Origin of the sequence: Mesonia oceanica (genome assembly GCF_902499555.1) — a bacterium.
In the GTDB taxonomy this organism is placed as follows: Bacteria; Bacteroidota; Bacteroidia; order Flavobacteriales; family Flavobacteriaceae; genus Mesonia; species Mesonia oceanica.
Map to the genome: position 1 here is coordinate 236626 of NZ_CABVMM010000003.1, position 22252 is coordinate 258877.

Annotated in this window: 21 protein-coding genes; 20 read left to right on the top strand and 1 reads right to left on the bottom strand. The window is 33.3% G+C overall.

Going from position 1 to position 22252, the window contains the following annotated elements:
* Positions 1-191: 191 nt before the first annotated feature.
* Positions 192-1460 carry an OmpA family protein gene (locus FVB9532_RS04815; RefSeq protein WP_150544073.1) on the bottom strand — a complete coding sequence of 423 codons (1269 nt, stop codon included), beginning with the start codon at positions 1458-1460 and terminating at the stop codon, positions 192-194.
* Between the two features lie 664 nt (positions 1461-2124).
* Here FVB9532_RS04815 and FVB9532_RS04820 point away from each other — a divergent pair.
* The 20 genes from FVB9532_RS04820 to FVB9532_RS04915 all read left to right on the top strand — a co-directional run bounded on the left by FVB9532_RS04820 (position 2125) and on the right by FVB9532_RS04915 (position 22249).
* Positions 2125-3129: an SDR family oxidoreductase gene (locus tag FVB9532_RS04820; protein ID WP_150544074.1), complete on the top strand. Its 1005-nt coding sequence runs from the start codon at positions 2125-2127 to the stop codon at positions 3127-3129.
* Positions 3130-3269: 140 nt separating this feature from the next.
* Positions 3270-4574, top strand: a complete 1305-nt coding sequence (locus FVB9532_RS04825) for a nucleotide sugar dehydrogenase (protein ID WP_150544075.1) — start codon at positions 3270-3272, stop codon at positions 4572-4574.
* A gap of 338 nt (positions 4575-4912) precedes the next feature.
* Positions 4913-5203 carry a hypothetical protein gene (locus tag FVB9532_RS04830; RefSeq protein ID WP_150544076.1) on the top strand — a complete coding sequence of 97 codons (291 nt, stop codon included), beginning with the start codon at positions 4913-4915 and terminating at the stop codon, positions 5201-5203.
* 4 nt (positions 5204-5207) lie between these two features.
* Positions 5208-5651, top strand: a complete 444-nt coding sequence (locus FVB9532_RS04835; RefSeq protein WP_150544077.1) for a DUF2061 domain-containing protein — start codon at positions 5208-5210, stop codon at positions 5649-5651.
* Entirely contained in the window at positions 5644-6228 is a 585-nt protein-coding gene (gene cysC, locus FVB9532_RS04840) for an adenylyl-sulfate kinase (protein WP_150544078.1), read from the top strand. The genes FVB9532_RS04835 and cysC overlap by 8 nt, the downstream gene beginning before the upstream one ends.
* Before the next feature lie 59 nt (positions 6229-6287).
* A complete protein-coding gene (gene cysD, locus FVB9532_RS04845) occupies positions 6288-7193 on the top strand; it encodes a sulfate adenylyltransferase subunit CysD (protein ID WP_150544079.1) in 906 nt (301 codons plus the stop codon).
* Positions 7194-7253: 60 nt separating this feature from the next.
* Positions 7254-8510 (top strand): sulfate adenylyltransferase subunit CysN, encoded by a 1257-nt coding sequence (locus FVB9532_RS04850; RefSeq protein WP_150544080.1) that lies wholly within the window; start codon positions 7254-7256, stop codon positions 8508-8510.
* A gap of 676 nt (positions 8511-9186) precedes the next feature.
* Positions 9187-10470, top strand: a complete 1284-nt coding sequence (locus FVB9532_RS04855; protein ID WP_150544081.1) for an O-antigen ligase family protein — start codon at positions 9187-9189, stop codon at positions 10468-10470.
* A complete protein-coding gene (locus FVB9532_RS04860; RefSeq protein WP_150544082.1) occupies positions 10467-11720 on the top strand; it encodes a glycosyltransferase family 4 protein in 1254 nt (417 codons plus the stop codon). The genes FVB9532_RS04855 and FVB9532_RS04860 overlap by 4 nt, the downstream gene beginning before the upstream one ends.
* Complete coding sequence (locus tag FVB9532_RS04865; RefSeq protein WP_150544083.1) at positions 11710-12666, top strand: sulfotransferase domain-containing protein; 957 nt, start codon at positions 11710-11712, stop codon at positions 12664-12666. The genes FVB9532_RS04860 and FVB9532_RS04865 overlap by 11 nt, the downstream gene beginning before the upstream one ends.
* Entirely contained in the window at positions 12654-13178 is a 525-nt protein-coding gene (locus FVB9532_RS19855; protein ID WP_150544084.1) for a sulfotransferase domain-containing protein, read from the top strand. Before FVB9532_RS04865 ends, FVB9532_RS19855 begins: the two co-directional genes overlap by 13 nt.
* A gap of 101 nt (positions 13179-13279) precedes the next feature.
* The gene (locus FVB9532_RS19860) at positions 13280-13624 is read left to right on the top strand and encodes a hypothetical protein (protein WP_262714384.1); all 345 of its coding nucleotides are present in this window, start codon (positions 13280-13282) and stop codon (positions 13622-13624) included.
* Positions 13624-15081, top strand: a complete 1458-nt coding sequence (locus FVB9532_RS04880) for an oligosaccharide flippase family protein (protein WP_150544086.1) — start codon at positions 13624-13626, stop codon at positions 15079-15081. The genes FVB9532_RS19860 and FVB9532_RS04880 overlap by 1 nt, the downstream gene beginning before the upstream one ends.
* 5 nt (positions 15082-15086) lie before the next feature.
* The gene (locus FVB9532_RS04885) at positions 15087-16067 is read left to right on the top strand and encodes a sulfotransferase (RefSeq protein ID WP_150544087.1); all 981 of its coding nucleotides are present in this window, start codon (positions 15087-15089) and stop codon (positions 16065-16067) included.
* A 31-nt stretch (positions 16068-16098) separates the two neighbouring features.
* The gene (locus FVB9532_RS04890) at positions 16099-17106 is read left to right on the top strand and encodes a polysaccharide biosynthesis protein (protein WP_150544088.1); all 1008 of its coding nucleotides are present in this window, start codon (positions 16099-16101) and stop codon (positions 17104-17106) included.
* A gap of 38 nt (positions 17107-17144) precedes the next feature.
* Entirely contained in the window at positions 17145-18290 is a 1146-nt protein-coding gene (locus FVB9532_RS04895; protein WP_150544089.1) for a capsular polysaccharide biosynthesis protein CapF, read from the top strand.
* Positions 18291-18307: 17 nt separating this feature from the next.
* On the top strand, positions 18308-18724 hold the full coding sequence (locus FVB9532_RS04900) for a WxcM-like domain-containing protein (protein WP_150544090.1): 417 nt from the start codon (positions 18308-18310) through the stop codon (positions 18722-18724).
* A gap of 13 nt (positions 18725-18737) precedes the next feature.
* On the top strand, positions 18738-19874 hold the full coding sequence (gene wecB, locus FVB9532_RS04905; protein ID WP_150544091.1) for a non-hydrolyzing UDP-N-acetylglucosamine 2-epimerase: 1137 nt from the start codon (positions 18738-18740) through the stop codon (positions 19872-19874).
* A 3-nt stretch (positions 19875-19877) separates the two neighbouring features.
* Positions 19878-21071, top strand: coding sequence for a glycosyltransferase (locus FVB9532_RS04910; RefSeq protein ID WP_150544092.1), 1194 nt, complete (start codon positions 19878-19880; stop codon positions 21069-21071).
* On the top strand, positions 21068-22249 hold the full coding sequence (locus FVB9532_RS04915; RefSeq protein WP_150544093.1) for a glycosyltransferase family 4 protein: 1182 nt from the start codon (positions 21068-21070) through the stop codon (positions 22247-22249). The genes FVB9532_RS04910 and FVB9532_RS04915 overlap by 4 nt, the downstream gene beginning before the upstream one ends.
* The last annotated feature ends 3 nt before the right edge of the window (positions 22250-22252 follow it).

A 22252-nucleotide genomic window follows, 5' to 3' on the forward strand; every position in this document is an offset into this window, starting at 1 on the left:
GTTTTGTATTTCATTTGATCATGTATAAATCTCAGTTATCTTGCTTTTAAGCTAATTCGAGGGCTATTTAGGGGACTGAGTTGTGGTGAATAGTTGGGCGGCTGTTGTAAAACCAAAAAAATAGGCTGTCACAAAGACAGCCTATTTTTTATCTATTTATTTAATTCCTGTTGGGGAATATCAAGAAACTTTTATTTAAGTTTAAAGGTTACTCTTCTTACAATTTGTCGAGCATCAGAAGAAGATTTTTCTACAGAATCATCAACACCTGCACCTCTATAGCTAAGTCTAGACTCTTCTATTCCACTAGCTATTACAATATCGTAAACCTTCTTAGCTCTTCTTTCAGATAATTGTTTGTTATACTGGTCTCCTCCGATCGCGTCTGCATAACCAACCAATTCCGCAGAAGCATTTTGGTTTTCGTGCATATAGTTAACTAAGTAATTGATGGCTTCCAAAGAATAGGTTTCCGGTTGATCGCTATTGAATTTAAAATATACATTCACGTAGCCCTCATTAAGTAGTTTTTCGATGGTTCCGTTGCTTTCGCCACTAGTAGTGTTTGAATTGTTTTGATATCTTTTGTCTAGAGAAGATTCCAATTCATCTGGAATTCCATTCGCGTTTTTATCGATAGCTTCTCCTTTAGAATTTACCGCAACACCATTCGTGGTATTTGGTTCTCTATCTAGGTAGTTAGGGACCCCGTCTTGATCTTCGTCCATCATATCCCCTTCAATTTTAGCTACTTTTTCTTTGGTCGCTTCTAATTCTTCACGTAATAATGTAGTGTTAGATACATTAACCCAATCGGCATGTTTTTCTGCACCGCCTAAGTAAATGTTTAGTCCTACAGATGCATTCACTAGCATACCATTAAATCCGCGAGTAGAAGTTTTTCCGTTTCCATCCCATGTATAGTTTTGGCGTACGTTTCCCATCACACTTAAATCACCTACTAAAGCAAAATGATCGCCTAAACGTAGCTGTGGTGTTAATCCGGCAACTACCGTTCCCATATAGTCTTCTCCGTCGGCATAACGTACATTGTCACCAATATCTAAACGAGATACACCGGCTCCAGCATGTCCTAATAAGTTAAAAGTGTTGGTCCATTCTCTAAACCCTAATAAAGTTCCTAAATTAACTACCCCTTCAATACTGGTGCGGTAGTATTTAGATTCAAACTCACGAGAATTATCATCATTCTCCAGTTGGTTATAGCCTAAGTTTAATTTTAAACCAAATTTGTCGTTAATCATATAGCGCACCCCTAGGTCGGCATTCCATAATCCTGGTGTAGAGCTATAAAAACCACTGTTCATAGGTCTTGCAGGTTTATTTACTCCCCCCATCACATCAATCGACCAGTGGTTGTACTCTTTTGTGGTGTTTTCTTCTTGAGCAATAGCTGTAAAAGCTATAAATAAAGAAAATAATAATGTAAGTTTTTTCATGATATTAAATTATTTTATTTCAGTTTTCTGAATTTTTGGGTAAAGATAAAAATAGATTGTGCAATATGAAAAGAAAGCCTATAAATTATGATTTTATTAATATAACTAATAGTTTGTTTCTATCTGTTTGCTTCAGTAATTAGTGTTCTGTAAATAAAGAAGGATTAAAAGTAATTTGTTTATTGCTAAATGCTATTTGGGTTTACTTTTTTGAAATAATAATAATTACTCTTAAATTATATGGAGAAAAACCTAATTGTGTTTGGTGTTCTTGCTGAAGTTATATAGGATTAGTGTGCTTCCCTTGAAAACAGACTGTTTGAAAGTATTAAATATTGCTTGATTTTAGGCACAAATAATGAAAAATAATAAATATTTACTACATCAAATTGCGAAGATTTTAACCGCATTTTTATGATATCTAAAACTGTTACTCCTTCTTCTGAAAACGTTCCGTCATTTCTGTGAATTGACAGAGATAAATTTTCTTCAAGATAGAGATTGGAATTGTGAAATTATTTCTCTAAAGATATTTCTTTTGCGTTCATGGGTATTTTATATTGATTGTGAAAAAAAATAAATTATGGAGTTCGTTTTTTTTTTTTTTTTAATAAAGAGCTTCCTTTTCGAACAAATTCTATATTTGCAATAAACGAAACATTTAATGATACAAATTCCTAGCGTAGATACCGGAAAATTAAAAGACAAAACTATCTTAGTAACCGGTGGTGCCGGCTTTATTGGTTCTAATTTATGTGAATACCTAGTCGATAATCATGCTATCGTTCGTTGCTTAGATAATTTTGCGACTGGACATCGTAAAAACATTCAACACCTTTTAGAAAAAGAAAACTTCACATTAATAGAAGGAGATATTAGAGATTTAGCAACCTGTCAAAAGGCTTGTGGTGGAGTAAATTATATATTGCACGAAGCAGCCTTGGGGTCGGTGCCGCGTTCTATTGAAGATCCGCTCACTAGTAATGAAGTGAATGTGAACGGATTTTTAAATATGTTGGTGGCTGCACGCGATCAGGAAGTAAAGCGCTTTGTCTATGCAGCCAGCTCTTCCACCTATGGTGATTCTAAAACCTTACCAAAAGAGGAAGCCGTTATCGGGAAGCCATTGTCACCTTATGCTATTACCAAATATGTAAATGAATTATATGCTGATAATTTTAAACGTACCTATAATCTAGATACTATTGGTTTACGCTATTTTAATGTCTTTGGTAGAAAACAAGATCCCAATGGTGCTTATGCAGCGGTGATTCCTAAATTTGTGATGCAATTCATGAAATATGAAAGTCCAGTAATTAATGGTGACGGAACATATTCGCGAGATTTCACCTATATAGATAATGTGATTCAAATGAATATGTTAGCGATCACTACCGGAAACCAAGATGCTTTAAACGAAGTTTACAATACGGCCGTTGGGGATAGAACGATGATTAAAGCTATGGCAGAACAATTGCGGGATTTCTTAAGTGAATATGATGCTAAAATTGCTGAGGTAGAAATTAAGCACGGGCCTAATCGTCAAGGAGATATTCCACATTCCTTAGCTTCGATTGCAAAAGCACAGCAAAAAATGAATTACCAACCTACCCATACATTCGGAGAAGGCTTAAAAGAAGCGGTCAAATGGTATTGGGAGAATCTTTAATGTATTATGTTGGCCTAGTTAAAAGGAGTCAATTAACATAGTTTCATTAATCAGTTTCTTGTTAAAAAAAAAGACAACGTATAAAAACCTACTGAACTTCTATGTAAAAAATGTAAATTTGGAGCTTTAAAATAAAGAAGATGAATCCAAAAATTGCAGTTATAGGCCTCGGTTATGTAGGTCTTCCTTTAGCCCGACTTTTTGCCACTAAGTATCCCGTGGTGGGTTTCGATATAAACGTGAAGCGGGTGCAAAAGTTACAAGCCGGTCATGATAATACCTTAGAAGTAGAAGATGAGATTTTGCAATCGGTCTTGGTCAAAGAGAATCCGATAACCAATATCGTTTCGGGTATAGTGGAGAAAGGTTTATATTGTTCTTCTCGTCTAGAAGATATTCAACACTGTAATTATTATATTATTACTGTTCCTACACCGGTAGATAAAAATAATCGCCCAGTGCTGACGCCTTTGGTAAAGGCAAGTGAAACTGTAGGGAAAGTCTTAAAAAAAGGAGATGTGGTGGTTTATGAAAGTACTGTCTATCCCGGCGCTACAGAAGAAGAATGTGTGCCTGTGTTAGAGCGAACTTCAGGCTTAACATTTAATGAAGATTTTTATGTCGGTTATTCACCGGAGCGGATTAATCCGGGAGATAAAGAACATACGGTAGAAAAAATTTTAAAAGTAACTTCCGGTAGCACCCCGGAAATCGGTAAACAAGTGGATGAGCTTTATGCTTCTATCATTACGGCCGGAACACATTTAGCCCCGACGATTAAAGTAGCGGAAGCGGCAAAAGTTATTGAAAATTCACAGCGTGACATTAATATAGCTTTCGTAAATGAACTCGCCAAAATTTTCAATAAAATGGATATCGATACCTTGGCAGTATTGGAAGCAGCAGGGACTAAGTGGAATTTTCTCCCATTTAGACCGGGCTTGGTTGGGGGGCATTGTATTGGGGTGGATCCTTACTATTTAGCGCAGAAAGCACAGGAAATAGGCTATCATCCCGAGATCATCCTTGCTGGTCGGCGGATGAACGATTCTATGGGGCAATATATAGCCGGTGAAATCATTAAGCTGATGCTTAAAAACGATGTCAAGGTAAAAGGAAGTAAGATCTTGGTATTAGGGATTACGTTTAAAGAGAATTGCCCCGATGTTCGAAATACCAAAGTCATCGACGTAGTACGCAATCTCGAAGAATATGAAACTCAAGTAGATGTATATGACCCTTGGGCAAATCCTGAAGAGGTAAAACACGAGTATAACATCACCTCGTATAAGGAAATAGATCCGATAAATAATTATGAAGCCATTGTTTTAGCCGTGTCGCATCACCAATTCCTCAAGCTTGATTTAGAAAAGCTAAAAGGCCCAAAAGCGGTGGTATATGATGTAAAAAGCTTTTTGAAGCAAAAGATAGACGCCAAATTATAAGAATGGCTGAATTCAAAAAAGGAGTAAGCTGAAGCTTAAACTGAATCCGATAATTATCTATACTTTTAAAAGGATTAGGAATTTTTAAATTCGAAAATATGAGTGTGAATTTTTTAAAGCATCCAGCCCACATGGCGAAAGGAGTGTGTTTTTTAGTAATGAAAAATACACTTCGGAGATTACAAATACTTAAATAATACTAAAGCGAGGGTAAAGTAATATAGAAGTGAATGAGAAACTTCCTTACTTTGTACAAAGTATAAGTTGACAAAATTTCTTAGCTTGCGCCATATTTTAAATCGCTTAGAATTAAGCCTTAAAAAAGAATGCATATGCCTATGAAAAACATAGTTTGTATCGCTGAAGGTTATAGGGAAAGCACTATGGTAAATAAAAATTTTCGCCTAAAAGAGTTGAGAAAACCTCATTGCTTGTTAGTACATGGGAGACAAAGAGGGGTGGATCAAAAAGTCATGCCGGCCTTGGTAAATATTTATTCAACATGGCTGCCGAAGGAACATTTCATAAATATAAATGAAAAAGAAGGATTAAAAGCGACTGAATTCGATTTTCGGATGCGGGTGGCTAGTTTCCATGGCAAAATAAGGAACGTGTATCTGAAAGCATAAGAAATTGGGAACTAAGTTAGTTGAAAAAAAACGGCATATTGCAAAGACTATAACCTGGAGAATAGTTGGTACAATAGATACCATTTTGCTTTCTTGGCTTATTACCGGCGATCCCCTGATGGGCTTAAGTATAGGTGCGGTAGAAGTTATTACTAAAATGGTATTGTATTATGTTCATGAACGGGTATGGTTTAATGTAAATTTATCCAAAGAAGGAAAATTATTAGAAAGTCGTAAGCGTCATTTGGTCAAAACCCTAACATGGCGATTGGTAGGTACGCTGGACACGATGACTTTAGCTTGGCTTATAACAGGTAATCCTATTGCAGGTCTTCAAATAGGTTTAGCGGAGGTGTTTAGTAAAATGCTTTTATACTATTTGCACGAACGTGTTTGGTATAAATCTACCTATGGCTTAAGAACAGCGAATAAAAAAGGGTATGAGTGAGAATATTTTTAAGCAAGATTTTCAAGTTACGCAAAAAGAACGTGAAGGGCTTCATCAGCACCCGGGAAAATTAATATGGTTTACAGGTTTATCGGGATCCGGTAAATCAACCTTGGCCAATGCTTTAGAAAAATATTGGCACGATCAGGGTTTACATACGTATGTATTGGATGGGGATAACATCAGAAGAGGAGTCAATCGAGATTTAGATTTTACTCCCGAAGGTAGAGCAGAAAATTTACGGCGCATAGCTGAAATAGGAAAACTCTTCGTTGATGCAGGGATATTAACCATTGCTGCTTTTGTTTCTCCTTTGATTAAAGATCGGTCAAGCATAAAAGAAATAGTAGGCGCTGATCATTTTGTAGAAGTATATATAAAAGCAAGTGTAGAAACGTGTGAAAAAAGAGATGTAAAAGGGCTATATAAAAAAGCACGTTCTGGAGAAATATCAAATTTCACAGGTATATCTGCACCGTATGAAGAGCCAAAAAAAGCCGATATGGTGATTGATACGGAACGAATGAGTTTAGAAGAAGGATTAGAGAAGTTGGTGAATCAAATTGGTTATTGTTAAAATCATAAAATTCTCTTTTTTTAACTAAAAATATAGATAATCTAGATAATGCTATCATTATGAATAAATACTATTTAAGTTACCTTGATGAATTAGAATCGGAAGCGATCTATATTTTACGAGAGGTATATGCGCAATTTCAAAATCCGGTTATTTTATTTTCGGGAGGAAAGGACTCCATTCTGGTAACTCATTTGGCAAAAAAGGCATTTTATCCAGCTCGAATACCTTTTGCGTTAATGCATGTAGATACCGGACATAATTTTCCAGAAACCATTCAGTTTCGTGATGGTTTAATTGAAAACTTAGGAGCGCGGCTTATCGTGGGTTCGGTTCAAGAGTCGATCGATCAAGGACGCGTACAAGAAGAAAAAGGAAAAAACGCAACCCGTAATGCTTTGCAGATTACCACTTTATTAGATGCTATTGAGTCTAATAAAGTTGATTGTGCTATTGGGGGAGGTCGAAGGGATGAAGAAAAGGCGCGTGCTAAAGAACGTTTCTTCTCTCACCGCGATGATTTTGGGCAATGGGATCCTAAAAATCAACGTCCGGAATTATGGAACTTACTTAACGGAAAACATTTTGAGGGGGAGCATTTTAGAGCTTTTCCCATTAGTAATTGGACTGAAATGGATGTGTGGAATTATATAAAAAAGGAAAATATTCAAATCCCTTCCTTGTATTTTGCGCACGAACGGGAAGTGGTTTGGCGCAACGGCTCTTGGATTCCGAATTCCGAATACCTCCAATTAGAAGATCATGAAGAAATTCTAACAAAAAAAATCCGTTTTAGAACCCTAGGAGATATCACCATTACCGGAGGGATAGAAAGTGATGCCGATACTTTAGAAAAAATAGCTTTAGAAGTGTCAGCTATGCGACAAACAGAACGCGGTAACCGAAGTGATGATAAACGCTCTGAAACGGCTATGGAAGATCGAAAACGAGAAGGTTATTTCTAAATATATTCCTAAAGTTGAACTCAATTTTAAAGCTCATAGTTAATTTATAAAGAGATTACGATGGAAATAAATAAAAATCAATTATTACGATTTACAACAGCAGGAAGTGTAGATGATGGGAAGAGTACACTAATTGGACGTTTGTTATATGACTCAAAATCAATTTTTGAAGATCAATTAGAATCGGTGACGAATACCACCAAGAAAAAAGGCCAAGAAGGGGTAGATTTAGCCTTATTTACCGATGGCTTAAAAGATGAACGTGAGCAAGGAATAACAATTGACGTAGCCTATCGCTATTTTACTACGCCCAAGCGAAAATTTATTATTGCCGATACGCCAGGGCATATTCAATATACGCGGAATATGGTAACCGGGGCTTCAACCGCCAATGCAGCTATTATTTTAATAGATGCCCGAAATGGAGTGATCGAACAAACCAAGCGGCATACCTTTATCGCTTCTTTATTGCAGATTCCACATATTATTGTGTGTATCAATAAAATGGACTTAGTCGATTTTAAAGAGGAGGTTTATGAAGATATTATGAGTCAGTTTGAAGAATTTGCTTCTAAACTTTTAATTAAAGATGTACGGTTTATTCCTATAAGTGCCTTATTAGGCGATAATGTAGTTAACCGCTCTACTAATATGGATTGGTATCAGGGGGCTCCCTTATTGCACGAGTTGGAAACAATGCATATTAGTAGTGATATCAATAAGGTAGACGGGCGCTTTGCGGTACAAACTGTTCTTCGGCCGCAAAAAGAAGGATTTATCGATTACCGAGGTTATGCCGGACGAATTGCTAGCGGGATCTACCGGGTAGGCGATGAGGTAAGTGTATTGCCATCCGGTTTTACCTCGACCATTAAAAGTATTAATGCCGGAGAAGAAGAGGTTCAAGAAGCCTTTGCGCCAATGTCGGTAGCCATCACCTTAACGAATGATATTGATATAAGTCGAGGGGATATGTTGGTGAAAACCAATAACCAACCGGAAATTGAACAAGAATTTGATGTAATGCTTTGTTGGCTGAACAATGAAGCTGCCAAGCCACGTGCCAAGTACACATTAATGCATACTTCAAATGAACAAAAAGCTATCATTAAAAAAGTAGTCTATAAAATAGATATCAATACCTATGACCGTATTCGAGATGATGAGAATTTAGCAATGAATGATATTGCTCGTGTTACGGTGCGTGCTTCTCGTCGGTTAATGATAGATGCCTATCGCGAAAATCGAAATACAGGAAGTTTGATTCTCATTGATGAGCGCAGCAATGAAACCGTTGCTGCAGGAATGATTGTTTGATAATGAGGGGTAAAATAAATAGCGAGATAATTTTTAAAACTTCCGAATAATATACTGATCATTTTTGCAGCAATTTAGCTTAAAACGAAGTTACAGATTATAAAAGCTTAATAAGGATAGGTTTGTTTCGTGATCGGAAGTTTTTAGGTTTCAGTATAAAATGAAAAGGATGATTAAATAAACGTTTAAGTAAAAACACATCATAGAATAACAAAATAGTTTGATAACTAATCCATGAACAAGACTCCCTTCATATCATAACTGAAAAAGAATACAATTAACACCGCAGGAAGTATCCGGTTGTACTAGGCTATATATGAGAGTTGTAATTGTGTCAACAAGCTTGGAAGGCAGATTAGAGTGAGTGAAAATAAAAATAAAGCAAGGAAATAAAAGATACAACAGGTAATCACAGTTATTTTTTTTAATGTTCTTCTAAATATCTATGTATGGTTAAGTACGTTTCGCTCATACCATTAATTGAGTTAATTTTGTTTTTAGTCTAAGTATTCTAAGTAAAATCAATTGTTATAGTCAATAGGAGGTAGAGTTAAGAAAGGAACGGGGAAGCCAGTTAATAAACGGGAAATAATTAGGAATGATGTAAAAACATTCAAGAAACGAATAAAAGTATGAAAGAGAAGTATTTTGAATATTTAAAGAATATGATTTGTTAATGATTGAGAAGGGAGGGGCTAAGGTGTTGATATTAGCGGCTTTAATAGAGTTGTTATTTGCTCTAGGGCAGCAAAATTTAATTATAAGTATTTCAGGGTTTGGATTATATCTGATTGTTGCTTTTATTTTAAAACCTTATGAAAGTCTATTGGTGACTACTTTTCTTATACCCAATCAAAGATTGTTAACAATTGGAGGCGGGGGCATATCTATTATTAATATTATATTAATAATGATTTTTCTTAAAATTTTATTTACTCGTTTTAAAAATCCAATTCAACTTAAAATTGTGAGTATTATCATGATTTTTTATTGTCTACTAGTTTCAATAATTAATTTTGAATTAACTACCTTATTATTAGCATTAAAAATCGTGCTTCTTTTTTATATACTAAATTACTTTGTATCAAAATCAATTAATGAAGCAACAATTATAAAACCAATATTATTTTTTGTGTTGGGGGTAGTTTTTACGGGAATAATAGGTATATTTCTAGAAGGAGGTGTGGTTTTAGGGACTTCTGAAAGGTATTCTGGAGGCGATATAAATAATGCAAATATACTTTCATCTCAGTTTTCTTTTTCTATTGCATTATTATTAATACTAGGACTAACTAGTTTGGTGAAAAAGAAGTATATATATATAATAATGCTTTTTTTGTTTTTTTTCGGACTTTTAACACAATCTAGATCTTTTTTGTTATCAATTGTATTCATTTTACTAGGTTATTTATTAAGTCTATTTAAATTTAGATACCTAGCAAATGGAATTTTAATCTCAATATTCTTTTTCTTTTTTATAATAGCAAGTGATTACTATTTTCCAACACTTATAGAAAAATTGATAAATGCTCCCATCGATAGGGTCTTGAATCCAAAGGGAGGAGATGTTTCTAGTGGAAGAAGTGCTCTCTGGTTAAGTTATTTAAATGCTTTTTTGAAAGATCCTACTGCCTTGATGTTAGGTAAAGGAGCATACAATACACAAGAGCAATATGATTTAGATCAAGTTGCTCATAATTCAATTATAGAGACAGTGGCCGCTGTTGGTCTTATAGGTTTAATGTTGTTTTTGAATATGTTTTATGTGTTTTATAGTTTTTATAAAAAAAACATAGTAAGAATAAACAAAGTAAATTTTATAATATATCTTCCTCTTGTTATAATTTTTATAAATGGAATGACTCAACATTCATTTGTAAATATGGGTACTATCTGGCAATTTTGTGTATGGATTTTACTGTTTGTGTCAGTAGCAACTCTAAAAAAAGTTAAACTATGAGAATACTATGGATTACAGCAATGCCCATTAAGAACATTGCATCTAGTCAAAAATTAAAATCTTCGGGAGGTTGGATAGGTTCTATGATTCATTCTTTAAACAATAATAAAGAGGTTAATAAAATTCAAGTTTTATCTATTGGCAATTATAAAGCCTTCGAGCTTATAGAAAACAATATAGAATATATTCAAATAAAAGCAAAAGGAGGAGTTTTTAGTTATAATGCCAAGTTAAAAGAAAAGTTAGATCGCTATATTGATAAATTTCAGCCAGACATTATTGATGTTCAAGGAGTAGAATTTTTTATTGGTAATTTAGTAATTGACAATAAAAATAAGACAAAAATTGTTTTTACATTACAAGGATTGGTTTCTCAAATTTGGAGAAAATTTTTTAATGATATAGATGTATATAAAGTTATAAGGTTTAATACCTTTAGAGGGCTATTTTTAAATGATAGTTTAGTTAAACGACAAATGAAGTATAAAATTAGAGGAGAAAATGAGGAGTTTTTGTTAAAGAAAGGAAAGTATTTTTTAGGTAGAACAGGCTGGGATAAATTTCATTGTTTGGGGATTAATGAAAATGCATCTTACTTTTATTGTGGAAGAAATTTGAGAGAAGAATTCTATACCCAACAATGGGAAATTAAGAATGTTAATCGATATCAGTTATTTACAACACAGGCTCATTATCCAATAAAAGGATTACATATCCTATTAGAGGCTATTCATACTTTAAAAAAAGACTATCCTGAAATAAAGTTAATAGTCGCTGGGAAAAATTTTTTTAATAGTAAGTTTATACCAAAATTAAAGAGGACTGAATATGATATCTACCTTATCAGACTTATAGAGAAATATGATTTGAAAAGAAACATAGAGTTTACAGGTTGGCTTAATGCATCAGAATTAATAGATAGATTACAAAAAACACATGTTTTTGTATGTCCATCTACTATTGAAAACAGTCCTAATAGTTTAGCTGAAGCTCAAATTTTGGGATTACCTTGTGTTGCTTCCAATGTGGGAGGTATTCCTACTTATGTGGAAGACAACTATTCTGGTTTATTATATTCTAATAATGACTATGTAGAATTAAGTTGTCAAATTAATGAAATATTTCAAAATGATCAACTAGCTTTAAGAATATCAAATAATGCGAGACAAGCAGCGCAAATACGCCACGATAAAGAGAATAATGCTAAAGATTTATTTATGGCATATAAAAGTATATTAAATGAAAAATAAGACTAGCTTTTTCGTTTGCCCGGGAGCTTCAAAAGCAGGGACGAGTAGTTTGTATGATATTTTGAAATTTCATCCAGAATTGAATTTAACAAATATTAAAGAAACACGTTTTTTCGTAAATGAAGAACAACTAAAAAAAGGTAAAGAATTCTATTTAAACACATATTTTCATCAAAACGATAAACTTAAAGGAGAAATCTGTCCTCAGTATATGTCTTCTGATCGAATACCGGAAAGGATTTATAATATACTAGGTTCAGACACTAAAATTATTTTAATGCTCCGTAATCCTGTAGATCGTTTAATTTCCCATTTTTTAATGAAAACTCGTACTTTTGAAAATAAATCACTTCAAGAGGTACTAGATCAAACCCTGCATTATTATGAGGATTTTGATAATAATGATCGGGAGTACATTAATAAGCATCTTAAATATACGCTTTACGGAGAAGCTAAGAATGATAAAAATGATGCGCTAGGATATAGGTACAGCCGCTATATATATCCTGGCCTTTATGCGGATATTATAGAAGAATATTTTAAATACTTTTCACGAGAAAATATTAAAATTATTTTGTTCGAAGAATTTATTATTGATATCAACAAAGGTGTGAAGGACATTACTGACTTTCTTAATATTGATGATAAATTTGATTATAAACCAGATCAGAGAAGTAACAAAAGAAAGACATATAAAAATTCAATTTCAAAAAAAATTAGAAATTCGACTTTTCTTGTACCTGCGAAATATAAACGGAAAATAGCAAATCTAGTAGGAATTAATAAATATGAAAAATTCAAGAAAACATTAGAAACACCATTTGTCGATAGCAAAAAAATTGAAATCAGTGAGGAAGAAAGGGATAGGATTTATAAGTTCTATCTACCAAATATTATTCGTTTAGAAGAATTATTGAATATGAATTTAACTATATGGAAGAAATGAAGCAAAATATTGTTCCTAGTTTTATTTGTCCTGGAGCAGCCAAATCAGGTACTACAACGCTTTTTTCAATACTTGAAACTCATATGGGGATATACTTATATTCTGGAAAAGAAATTGGATACTTTGGAAAAGGTGACCGATATAGCAAAGGATATAATTGGTATAAGAAAAATTATTTCTCAGAGAACAAGTCTAATAAGGTCTCAGGAGATATCTCAACAAACTATATGACTTATTCAAAGTTAGCAGCCAAAAGAATTTATGAAACTTTAGGGCCTGAAGTTAAACTAATTTTTATATTGAGAAACCCTGCTAAAAGAGCGTTTTCTCACTATAAGATGAGGAAATTCAATAATTTAAGTGAAGAAGAAGATTTTAGCTCTTTAGTTTCAAAATTGGTTTTTGATAAAAAAGCTTTTTCAAAAGCTTATACAGATAAACTTTCAGCTAATTTTGGAGAATTAACAGAAAAAGAGCAGCAGGACTGGAAAATGTTAAACTATTTTTTTTAGGGAATTATTCTGAAATATTAGGTGATTATTTAGAGTATTTTTCGCTCAATAACATGTTAATTGTCAAGTTTGAAGATTTCATTCAAAATCAACAAGACGTAATGAAAAAAGTATATGCCTTTATAGGGGTTGAAGAAAAGACTACCTCTAAGCTCAATTATGCAAATCCATCTGGTAAGATAAAATATGTTGTTCTGCATAAGTTTATGAAAAAAGCTTCCATGATTATTCGAATTTTAAGGGTCAATAAAATGATTTCAAATAGCAAAATTTTAACTCGTTTATTTTATAAGTATAAAAATTGGAATAGAGAAGTGAATAATGATCAGACTGAGACACTGAGTTTACAAGATGAACAAAGGCTTTATAGATATTATAAAGAAGACATTTTTGAACTCGAAAAAATAACAGGTCAAAAATTTACAGATTGGTTAAAGTTTAATTAATGAGTCTTATTAAACAGGGAGGATTAATTACTAGTTCGCGTATTCTTCAATACTTTTTATCTTTTATTTTTACATTTTTGGTAGCAAAGTTTTATGGTGCCGAAAAGTTGGGAAATTATGTTTTTTTATATTCTTTAGTTTCACTTTTTACACCATTAGTAACTTTAGGAGGAAAACAGGGCTTAATGTATTATCTACCAATTTGGGGTAGTAAGAATGAATTGAAGTCAAGAATGTCCAACTTAATTACAACATCCTTATTAGGTACTGTTGTCTTGGGATTTCTTATTTGGCTCATATTTGTTTTATTTGATAATAAAATTCTACTGTTTTTCGAAAATAACCTTAACAATCTGCCTGTTTTTTGGTGGTTCAGTAGTATTATAATCTTTGAAGGTCTTAACCAACTATTTTCATCAATTTTTAGAGGATTAAAAGATTTTGGGTACTTTTCAATAGGGCTTTTTATCACGACTCTCTTTAGGATAATATTAGTACTAACACTATATTTTTTTTCCTTTAATTCTAATGTCATTATCATCGCTTATTTTGGAGGGGCTATACTCACTACATTGTTTTATGTAGTGGTTGCATTTAAAATTAAAGCCTTTACAGGTGCAAATCTTAAAACATTTAAATACTATTTTTTAATGGTTAGAAGCTTTTACCCCGTAGTTCTGACAGGATTTATTTTGGTTTTTCAAGACAAATTTGCCCCTTTATTCATAAAATACTTTTTAAATTCAACAGATTTGGGTGTTTATTCTGTTGCTATAAAAATCGCTTCTTTTTCTTCATTTTTCTTAATTAGTCTGAATATGCTGATTTCACCTTTAATATCAGAATTATTTGGAAAAAATAAATTGAATGAAATAGAAAACATCTATCGATTATCCACAAGGTTTTTAGCTTTAGGGAATTATGTATTTATTTTAGTAGTTATTACTTTTGGGCAAATGATATTAACTTTTTTTGGGAAAGAATTTAAAATAGTATATGGTATTTTACTAATTATGTGTTTAGGACAACTTGTTAATGCAATTACAGGCTCAAGTTCTCAAATAATAACGATGATGGGAAGACCAAAGGCTTTAACAGCTTTTAGCGTAATTGCATTACTCTTTAGTATTGCGACTATGTTTTTTCTTACACCTTATTTTGGTCTTTATGGAGTTGCTGTCGGGACGGCTTTGTCATTAATGGTATATAACTTTTTAAGTGCATGGTATATATCAAAGAAATTTAATATAAGAGCTTTTTCAAATAAGACTTTTGTATATTTTTCAACTCAATTTGCCATATTAGCTATTTTATTTCTATACAAAGAATATACAGGAGAAGCTAGTATAGTGATGAAGTCTTCTCTTTTGATAATTGGTCTAGTAAGTTTGGTGTTGCTCCATTTTAAAGTGTTTTGGAGAGAGGATTTGAAGTTTATAGAACGAATCAAAAAGTAAGAAATATGAAACTAGTATATATTATAGCTCAGGGGCATACAGGATCCACATTGATGGATTGTATTTTAGGTACACATCCCGAATTCATATCAAATGGAGAGCTAATGTATTTGAATTGGCAATTAGAGAGAACAAAAGATCAAAAGAAAACAAAAGTAGAAACACAAACACTTTGTACTTGTAAAAAAGATTTCAGGAGTTGTGATTATTGGTCAAAGGTTTTTGATGAAGTAAAAGATAAATCAAATAAAAATATAGCTGAAGAACCAACTTCCTTTGATACTGCTTATTTTGGTGAATTTTCCTTTAAAGAAAGAGGGGGATTTAAAATAAGTAAAGAAAATAAGAATAATGAAAAGAAAGTTTATAAAGGTTTAATGCGTGGTAAGTCCCTAGAAGATATGTTGAAAATTGAGCCTAAAATTATAGATTGGCTTAAAAATAACTGGTTGTTGTATGAATCTATGTCTAAAGTTGCTGATAAATCTGTTGTCATTGACTCCTCTAAAAGTTTTCTAAGGATGTTACTGTTACAAAAATACAGACCGAAAGATGTTATGGTCATATTTATTAATAGAAATTCACGTGGATTAACCTCCTCGATGAAGCGTCGTTTAAAAAAAATGGGGCGCTCAGAGATATTAGCTTTGCCTTATGTGATTTTTACTAAACTGAAATATAGATTTAAAATTAGGGCTATCAAAAAGAATATTAAAGATCTTACTTACCTAGAGGTAGATTACGATTATTTTGTAAGTAAACCATCTGATTTTTTAGGAAAAGTTGTACAAAAACTAGAGTTGAAGAATGAATACAAAAAACAAGTTAATGAAAGTTTTTATATAGATCCTTCTCAGCAGCATTTAGTAGCTGGAAATCCAATGAGATACAAAGGACGTCAAAAAGTGAAATATGATAATAGATGGAAAAAGTCTTTAAATAAGATTGAACTACTTGCACTTAATCTTTTTTTTGGTGAAAAGTAGTCTAGTTAAATAAGAATAATTATTAAAAATAATGAAAATCAATAATAAAACTCTCCTCATCACAGGTGGTACAGGCTCTTTTGGAAACGCAGTTTTAAAACGTTTCTTAAAGACAGATCACTTTTCAGAAATCCGTATTTTTTCGCGGGATGAAAAAAAACAAGACGATATGCGTAAAGCTTTAAGCAACGATAAGCTTCGGTTTTATATTGGAGATGTGCGCAATTATGATAGTATAGAGCGGGCGATGCGTGGAGTTGATTATGTTTTTCATGCGGCAGCTTTAAAGCAAGTGCCTTCATGTGAGTTTTTTCCTTTGGAAGCCACACGAACCAATGTGCTGGGGACACAAAATGTCATTGATGCCGCTGCATTTAATAAGGTGAAAAAAGTAATTTGTTTAAGCACCGATAAAGCTGCATACCCAATCAATGCAATGGGGATCTCCAAAGCCTTGATGGAAAAAGTAGCAGTGGCTGCTTCAAGAAATTTAAAAGAAACTACAGTTTGCTTAACCCGCTACGGAAATGTGATGGCTTCACGCGGTTCGGTGATACCATTGTTTCTTCAGCAAATTCAAGAAGGAAAAGAAATTACGATTACCGACCCTAAGATGACCCGTTTTCTAATGTCTTTAGATGATGCAGTAGAATTGGTACTCTTTGCTTTTGAACATGGAAATCCGGGTGATTTATTTGTAAATAAAGCACCGGCAGGTACGATTGGTGATTTGGCACAAGCCTTAAAGGAATTATGCAGAGCCGATAACGCCACGAAAATAATAGGCACTCGTCATGGTGAAAAGCTTTACGAAACCCTTTGTACCCGTGAAGAAATGATTAAAGCAGAAGACATGGGCGATTTTTACAGAATACCGGCTGACAATCGAGATTTAAATTATGACCAGTATTTTTCGGAAGGAGAAGAAGCGATTTCTGCTATTGAAGATTATAATTCACATAATACTGAACAGCAAGATGTAGAGGGAATGAAAAAGCTCCTTAAAAGTTTACCTATTGTTCAAGAAATCATGAAATAAATAGGTAACGTATTAAAAAATTAAATCGCAATTCTATTATGAAAATACTCATCACAGGTTCAAATGGTTTTATTGGAAAAAACCTCTCAGCAGAACTTTATAACATAAAAGAAGGAAAAGTAAAGTATAAAGACTTACCGTCGGCAATAAGTATTTTGAAGTTTGATAGAAATACCGATCCTGAACTATTAGATGTTTACTGCAAAGAAGCAGACTTTGTGTTTCATTTAGCCGGGGTTAACAGACCCAAGGAGCAAAGTGAATTTATGGAAGGGAATTATGGGTTCACGAGTAAACTACTTTCACTACTAAAAAAATATCATAACACGTGCCCGATAATGATTTCTTCCTCCATTCAAGCTGAGCTTGAAAACCCGTATGGTAAATCAAAAAAAGCAGGGGAAGAATTGCTCATCAATTACAGTAAAGAAACCGGGGCTAAGGTATTGATCTATCGGTTTCCCAATGTATTTGGTAAATGGTGTAAACCCAACTATAACAGTGCAGTGGCTACTTTTTGTCACAACATCGCCCATGGGTTTCCTATTCAAGTGAATGACCCTAATGTGGTCATGAGCCTCGTGTACATTGATGATGTGGTAAAGGAACTTATCAGTGCGCTGATTGGCGAGGAAAATCAGCATGGCGATTACAGCAAAGTAGCGGTTGCGCACACTATTAAATTAGGGAAAATCGTGGCATTAATTGAATCATTCAAAGAAAGTCGTTCAACCTTGCAGGTTCCCAATTTATCAGAAGCATTTACAAAAAAACTATATTCAACTTATCTAAGTTATTTACCGGAAGATCAATTTTCATATCCCTTAAAAATGAATGTAGATGATAGAGGTTCGTTTACAGAATTTTTAAAATCGCCCGACCGTGGACAAATATCTGTAAATATTTCAAAACCGGGCATCACTAAAGGGAATCATTGGCACCATACGAAAAATGAAAAATTTTTAGTGGTATCGGGAAAAGGAGCTATTCGTTTTAGACGTGTAGATGAACCTTCAGAAGTCATTGAATATATAGTTTCGGGAGATAAATTGGAAGTCCTTGATATTCCCGTTGGCTATACGCATAACATCGAAAATCTGGGAGATACTGACATGGTAACCGTGATGTGGGTCAATGAAATTTTCGATATGAAACGACCGGATACTTATTTTGAAGAGGTATAGCTAAAGCAAAGATACACATGCAACCAAAACTAATCAACGGAGGAAAACATAAAGACGAGCGAGGTGAAATTCAATTTAATAACGATTTCGATACAACCCAAGTCAAACGCATATACACCATTGAAAATGTAGATACATCTTTTGTAAGAGCCTGGCAAGGTCATAGCATTGAAACAAGATGGTTTTCTGCCTTGGAAGGACGATTTCAAATAAAGCTGATTCTAATTGACAATTGGGAAGAGCCCAATCCCAATTCAAAAGTGCTTAGCTTTGAGTTAACTGATGAGGGACTCCATATATTGTATGTGCCTCCAGGGTATATAAGCAGTATTCAGGCTTTGGATGAAGGAGCCAAACTTTTAGCTATGTCAGATTATCAATTGGGAGAAGTGAATGACGAATATAGATTCGACAAAGATTATTTTACAAGTTAATAACTAACAACTCATGAAAAAATTAAAAGTAATGACGGTGGTGGGAACACGGCCTGAAATTATACGCTTATCCCGAGTATTGGCAGCTTTGGATCGATCTGAAGCGATAGAACATATCTTAGTCCATACCGGGCAAAACTATGATTATGAATTAAACGAAGTCTTTTTTGAGGATTTAGGGATAAGAAAACCCGATTATTTCTTGGAAGCCGCGGGTAAAACTGCAACAGAAACGGTGGGAAATATCTTGATAAAAGTAGACCCTTTACTGGAAGAAGTGAAGCCGGAAGCTTTTTTGGTGCTAGGGGATACTAACTCTTGCCTATGTGCGATACCTGCTAAAAAAAGACATATCCCAATCTTTCATATGGAAGCTGGGAATCGCTGTTTTGACCAACGCGTACCCGAAGAGACCAATAGGAAAATTGTAGATCATGTAAGTGATATTAACTTAACATATAGCAGCATTGCAAGAGAATATTTGTTACGAGAAGGCTTACCGGCCGATCGTATTATAAAGACCGGTTCTCCCATGTATGAAGTTTTACAACATTACTTACCAGAGATTAAACAATCGACTGTTCTTGAAAAGTTAGCCTTGCAACAACGAGAATATTTTGTGGTATCGGCACATCGGGAAGAAAATATCAATTCCGATAAAAACTTTAACGGGTTAATTGAAAGTTTAAATGCAATTGCAGAAAAATATCAATACCCAATCATTGTGTCTACGCACCCTAGAACAAGAAATATGATTGAACAAAAAAAGGTGAAGGTACATTCATTAGTAAAGTTTTTAAAACCTTTAGGTTTTCATGATTATAATGCTCTACAAATAAATGCCTTTGCTGTATTATCAGATAGTGGTACCATTTCTGAAGAATCTTCCATACTCAACTTCAGAGCCTTAAATATCAGGGAAGCGCATGAACGTCCCGAGGCAATGGAAGAAGCTTCCGTAATGATGGTAGGCTTGCAACCGGATCGTGTTTTACAAGCATTAGTACAAGTACAGGGTCAAGAAGTTAAGGCAGAAAGAAACTTTAGAGAAGTATCGGATTACAGCATGCCGAATGTTTCAGAAAAAGTTGTCCGCATTATATTGGGATATACTGATTATATCAATAGAGTAGTTTGGAGTAAATATTAGGGGATGAGTAAAGGAACAATAATCTATATTGGAGGTTTTGAATTACCAGATAAAAATGCAGCTGCACAAAGAGTTGTAGGGAACGCAAAGCTTCTTCGAGACATAGGTTATAATGTAATATTAGTGGGAGTTTATAAAGAATTAGAATCAAAATATGTTGAAAATAGTTTTTATGGATTTAAATGCTATAGCATTCAATACCCACAATCAAAAATAAACTGGTTAAAGTATATAACAGAATATGAATTTTACAAAGACATAACAGAAAAGTATCACAATATTTATTCTTTTATTTTTTACAATTTACCTGCTTTTTCAATGGGAAGGTTGATAAGTTATGCAAATAAAAATAATATTAAAACTTTTTCAGATTGTACAGAGTGGTATGAAGTAACAAAAAAGGTAAACTTTAAAAACATAATAAAAAGGATAGATGTCAAGCTTAGGATGGAATATTATAATAAGAAGGTAACAGGAGTAATATCAATAAGCAGATATCTACATAATTATTACCTAAATAATAATGTTAGCACATTATTACTACCACCTCTAGTAGATATCGAAGATAATAAATGGATATTAGAAGGGGCAAAGCATAAAGCTTCAAATACAATAAAATTTGTTTATGCAGGTTCACCTTTTTTAATTACGAAAGGTGAAGCTGTAGCCTCTGCCAAAGATAGGGTTGATTTAATTATTGATAGTTTATATCAGTTTCATATATCTGGAAAATCTTTTTTATTTAATATTATAGGAATTACCAAAGAAAACTTTCTAACTGCATATCCCTCATTTTCAAATAAAGTCAATCAGATGAAGGGCGTATTGATATTTAAAGGTAGAATATCACATAGAGAAGCAATTTCAATGTTGAAAAAATCTCATTATTCTATTTTCTTCAGAGATGACACTTTAACGACAAAAGCAGGCTTTCCTACTAAGTTAACAGAAGCTATTTCTGCAGCTACCGCTGTTATTACGAATCGCAGCTCAAATATAGATGAGTATATAGAAAATGGTAAAAACGGTTTTCTTATAAATAGTATTAATGCGGATGATATTACTAAAATTTTGGATGAAGTTTTTAAATTAGATACAAAAGAACAAACTAATATTGAATTTTATACTGAGAAGAACAAAAGTATTTTTGATTATAGAACGTATATAGGTAAAGTTAAAGGTTTTATAGAGCAATGACTAAACCAAAACTCCTTCGAATAACCACCGTTCCACTTTCCTTAGAAAAACTCTTAGAGGGTCAGTTAGGCTTTATGCAAAATTATTTTGAGGTTACGGCGATTTCTTCTGATACGGATAGGTTAAAAAAATATGGAAAACAAAATGATTTAAATGTTTTTCCAGTAGAAATGACGCGCCAGATAACCCCAATTTCTGATACAAAGGCTTTACTTAAACTTTATAAATACCTAAAAAAAGAAAAACCCACTATCGTACATACGCATACCCCAAAAGCAGGAATCGTGGGGATGTTAGCGGCCAAATTGGCGAAGGTGCCTATACGTTTACATACCGTTGCGGGTTTACCCTTAATGGAAGCTACCGGTAAAAAGAGAAAACTTTTAGACATGGTAGAAAAAATGACTTATAGTTGTGCTACAAAAGTATATCCCAATAGTAAAGGTTTGTATGATTTTATTAAAAAGGAAAAGCTTACCAAGCCTGAGAAGTTAAAAATCATAGGAAAAGGAAGTTCTAACGGAATAGATACAACTCACTTTAATCCGCAACTATACAATCAAAATACCAAAAAGAAATTAAGAAATGAATTAAGCATACATTCAGATGACTTTGTATTCATTTTTGTAGGACGTTTGGTCGGAGATAAAGGCATTAATGAATTAGTACAAGCCTTCAAAAATTTAAAATCAAAATTCAAAAATTTAAAATTACTACTTGTTGGGCCATTTGAGAGCGCGCTAGATCCGTTAAAGCATCCAACTTTAAAAGAAATAGAAGAAAACTCGAATATCATTTCGGTCGGTTTTCAGCAAGATGTACGTCCTTACTTTTCGATAAGTAATGCCTTAGCTTTTCCAAGTTATCGCGAAGGTTTTCCTAATGTAGTGATGCAAGCAGGAGCTATGGGCTTGCCGAGTATTGTAACAGATATTAACGGCTGTAATGAAATCATTAAAGATGGTGAAAATGGACTTATCATACCTCCTAAAGAGGTTGTAGCACTTCAAAAAGCAATGGAACGTTTAATAATTAATAATGATTTATACAATCATCTTCAACAAACATCAAGAGAAATGATTGTTAATCGCTATCAGCGGGAAGAAGTTTGGCAAGCTTTATTAGAAGAGTATCAAATTTTACTTCAAGAAAAGGGCATTTCCTCTTTAGAAAACTAAACT

Excerpts from the sequence above, each read along its gene's own strand:
- cysD (WP_150544079.1), top strand. The coding sequence starts at position 6,288 with ATGAATAAATACTATTTAAGTTACCTTGATGAATTAGAATCGGAAGCG.
- FVB9532_RS04910 (WP_150544092.1), top strand. The coding sequence starts at position 19,878 with ATGAGTAAAGGAACAATAATCTATATTGGAGGTTTTGAATTACCAGAT.
- wecB (WP_150544091.1), top strand. The coding sequence starts at position 18,738 with ATGAAAAAATTAAAAGTAATGACGGTGGTGGGAACACGGCCTGAAATT.
- cysC (WP_150544078.1), top strand. The coding sequence starts at position 5,644 with ATGAGTGAGAATATTTTTAAGCAAGATTTTCAAGTTACGCAAAAAGAA.
- FVB9532_RS04890 (WP_150544088.1), top strand. The coding sequence starts at position 16,099 with ATGAAAATCAATAATAAAACTCTCCTCATCACAGGTGGTACAGGCTCT.
- FVB9532_RS04815 (WP_150544073.1), bottom strand. The coding sequence starts at position 1,460 with ATGAAAAAACTTACATTATTATTTTCTTTATTTATAGCTTTTACAGCT.
- FVB9532_RS04860 (WP_150544082.1), top strand. The coding sequence starts at position 10,467 with ATGAGAATACTATGGATTACAGCAATGCCCATTAAGAACATTGCATCT.
- FVB9532_RS04900 (WP_150544090.1), top strand. The coding sequence starts at position 18,308 with ATGCAACCAAAACTAATCAACGGAGGAAAACATAAAGACGAGCGAGGT.
- FVB9532_RS04855 (WP_150544081.1), top strand. The coding sequence starts at position 9,187 with ATGATTGAGAAGGGAGGGGCTAAGGTGTTGATATTAGCGGCTTTAATA.
- FVB9532_RS04880 (WP_150544086.1), top strand. The coding sequence starts at position 13,624 with ATGAGTCTTATTAAACAGGGAGGATTAATTACTAGTTCGCGTATTCTT.
- FVB9532_RS04895 (WP_150544089.1), top strand. The coding sequence starts at position 17,145 with ATGAAAATACTCATCACAGGTTCAAATGGTTTTATTGGAAAAAACCTC.
- FVB9532_RS04820 (WP_150544074.1), top strand. The coding sequence starts at position 2,125 with ATGATACAAATTCCTAGCGTAGATACCGGAAAATTAAAAGACAAAACT.
- FVB9532_RS04885 (WP_150544087.1), top strand. The coding sequence starts at position 15,087 with ATGAAACTAGTATATATTATAGCTCAGGGGCATACAGGATCCACATTG.
- FVB9532_RS19860 (WP_262714384.1), top strand. The coding sequence starts at position 13,280 with ATGAAAAAAGTATATGCCTTTATAGGGGTTGAAGAAAAGACTACCTCT.
- FVB9532_RS04825 (WP_150544075.1), top strand. The coding sequence starts at position 3,270 with ATGAATCCAAAAATTGCAGTTATAGGCCTCGGTTATGTAGGTCTTCCT.
- FVB9532_RS19855 (WP_150544084.1), top strand. The coding sequence starts at position 12,654 with ATGGAAGAAATGAAGCAAAATATTGTTCCTAGTTTTATTTGTCCTGGA.
- FVB9532_RS04850 (WP_150544080.1), top strand. The coding sequence starts at position 7,254 with ATGGAAATAAATAAAAATCAATTATTACGATTTACAACAGCAGGAAGT.
- FVB9532_RS04865 (WP_150544083.1), top strand. The coding sequence starts at position 11,710 with ATGAAAAATAAGACTAGCTTTTTCGTTTGCCCGGGAGCTTCAAAAGCA.
- FVB9532_RS04915 (WP_150544093.1), top strand. The coding sequence starts at position 21,068 with ATGACTAAACCAAAACTCCTTCGAATAACCACCGTTCCACTTTCCTTA.
- FVB9532_RS04830 (WP_150544076.1), top strand. The coding sequence starts at position 4,913 with ATGAAAAACATAGTTTGTATCGCTGAAGGTTATAGGGAAAGCACTATG.